General features: G+C 39.5%; 4 protein-coding genes. 3 read left to right on the top strand and 1 reads right to left on the bottom strand.

Features of this window, described 5'->3' with window-relative positions; translation table 11 throughout:
* The first annotated feature begins 67 nt into the window (after positions 1-67).
* Both AC1DUW_RS26105 and AC1DUW_RS26100 read left to right on the top strand, forming a co-directional pair.
* Positions 68-400, top strand: a complete 333-nt coding sequence (locus tag AC1DUW_RS26105; protein WP_152952306.1) for a hypothetical protein — start codon at positions 68-70, stop codon at positions 398-400.
* 190 nt (positions 401-590) lie between these two features.
* On the top strand, positions 591-977 hold the full coding sequence (locus tag AC1DUW_RS26100; protein ID WP_053347238.1) for a general stress protein: 387 nt from the start codon (positions 591-593) through the stop codon (positions 975-977).
* A 34-nt stretch (positions 978-1,011) separates the two neighbouring features.
* Here AC1DUW_RS26100 and sspI read toward each other — a convergent pair whose 3' ends face one another.
* On the bottom strand, positions 1,012-1,221 hold the full coding sequence (sspI, locus tag AC1DUW_RS26095) for a small acid-soluble spore protein SspI (RefSeq protein WP_053347237.1): 210 nt from the start codon (positions 1,219-1,221) through the stop codon (positions 1,012-1,014).
* Positions 1,222-1,343: 122 nt separating this feature from the next.
* Here sspI and AC1DUW_RS26090 point away from each other — a divergent pair, with 122 nt between their 5' ends.
* Complete coding sequence (locus AC1DUW_RS26090; protein WP_477643848.1) at positions 1,344-2,102, top strand: TrmH family RNA methyltransferase; 759 nt, start codon at positions 1,344-1,346, stop codon at positions 2,100-2,102.
* Positions 2,103-2,376 lie beyond the last annotated feature (274 nt).

Below are 2,376 nucleotides of genomic sequence, written 5' to 3'. Positions count from 1 at the left end.
GTATATGGTGTATATGAATCGAATGCAGAAGTAATCCAAGCAATTAATGCACTTAAGGCTAAGGGCTTTGAGGGAGACGATATTAGTAGAAGCCCAGCCAGGAAAAAGCGAAGAGCTTCATGGGAATTCTGCCAACTTATTTGAAAGTCAATACCTGAACACGAATCGAGCTGAAGAAAGAGAAATAAAGGCGAACTCCACCGAAAAATATAAGGTGAAAAAGCCTGGGGATTATGAAGGAACACTAGCGAGCGACCCCAATGTAGACCCATTTTCTGCTGATACTAAAAAAGCACTGGATCGGACTATGAACCCGAATGTTGAAAGTGTGCAGCAAGAAGAAAAGGATATCATGAAAGATGAATACATCAAAAATCGAATGAACACCGATAATCTGTAAGACGCAAAATAACAGCCTGCGCAAGGCTGTTATTTTTTTAAGGAATGGGTGGAAATCCTTTTATGCAAAGGATTCCTTTAACGATTGGTTAGGATTTCTCATTAGACAATTTGCTTGTTTATTGATCAAGCCGCAAGGTATAATTACAAAGGAATTTATTCTAAGTAGAGTAACAAGGAGGGGGAGAAACATGGAAAAAAACGTATATGGTGTTTTTGACTCTAATCCGGAACTACTTGCTGCAATTCAAGAATTACAAGCTAAAGGCGTTACTGGCCCCCAAATGACAGTAGCAGCTAATATAAAAAATGATGTGCAGCTTGGAAATGAACATACGGATATCCTGATCATCGCCAATCAGGATAAGGAGGACACTCTTTTTTTAAGAATCTTCCACTACTTCACAGATGAAGGATCTGGAGATTTACGTAGCTTTTTCACGAAATACGGCTATTCTTATGATGAGACAAAAGCGATGCTTGAAGAAGTGAGCGCAAAAAAATTCATCTTACTGCTCGATGAAGAAGTCTCTATCGATGAACTAAAGTCAGGCTTTGATAAAGTAGTGCCGAAGTAAGCGAATACAAAAAAATAACAGCCTGCGAGGGCTGTTATTTTTTTAATCCTGATTCGAGAACAGTAATCATTTCATGTTTTTCCTGCTCAGATGAATTTTGCCAAATGACCTCGAATAATACGCCCAATCCAGGAAGCATTTTTTCCTCGCCATTCTGAATTGCATCGACAATCGTGTCTTCTAGCTGCTCTTGAGTATTCCCGGTTACATTTTGAATGATCGCATTCCTTAGGTTTAAATTCACATTTATTCCTCCTCTTACACATAATGACTCACATTAATAGCATTTCACAAACTGGCATGCAATATGTATGTAAATTGCGTTATAATAGGACAATCAGTGTGAAGTTAAAGGAGCGTTTAACCTTGAAATATATTGAATCCGTAAAAAACCCGCAAGTGAAGCAATGGAAAAAGCTATTGACGAAGAAAGAGCGCGACAAAACAGGGAAATATTTAGTCGAAGGCTTTCACCTCGTTGAAGAAGCGTTAAAGGAAGAAATCGTCATTGAAGTGATTGTTAATGAAGAAACAGAAATGCCTGCCCATTTTACACTAGAAGGCACAGAAGTCATTTATGTTAAAAATGATATTATGAAAGCGATTTGTGATACAGAGACCCCTCAGGGAATTGCAGCTGTATGTGAGCGGAAATCAATTAGTATGGCGTCCATTAATCCGGATAAACTATTGTTGATAGATGCGGTACAGGATCCAGGGAATATTGGAACGATGATTCGGACGGCAGATGCGGCTGGAATTGATGCTGTCATTCTCGGCGAAGGCTGTGCAGATCTGTATAATCCGAAAGTGGTCCGTTCGACGCAAGGAAGCCTGTTTCATATGCCTGTCATCAAAGGAAACCTTTCTGAAATCATCGATGATTTGAAGCAAAAAGGCACACCGGTTTACGGCACAGCCCTTGAAGGAGCCTCGCCATTTGAAGAAGTGGAAAAGTCCTCTCGATTTGCTTTGCTTGTCGGTAATGAAGGACAGKGAGTAGCAAAGGGATTGCTAGAGAAAACTACGAAAAACCTCTATATTCCTATCTACGGGAAAAGCGAATCTCTTAATGTAGGGATTGCGGCTGGGATTTTAATGTACCATTTACGAAAATCAATYTGAAACGGCTGACGAATTATAATATAATAAAACAGAATTTTATAATGAAAACAACGATGACAAAGAGTAGTAACTTAAGATATCCATAACCAGGGAAAAAATGCCGTGACTGAAAGCATTTTTATGGCGCTGCTTAAGGGAATTCACCTTTCGAGTTGGCATTGGGAAGACATAGGGTCCGAAAAATGTTCCGGTGAAGAGCCGTTATTTTTATGAAGTGAGTGCGAAGTTTTTTTGCTTGTGCACTAATAAGGGTGGTACCGCGATACATAAACCT

This window comes from Peribacillus sp. P4_C12 (assembly GCF_056402095.1).
Note: the sequence above shows the minus strand (reverse complement) of the source record. Positions and strands in the feature narration are given on the sequence as shown.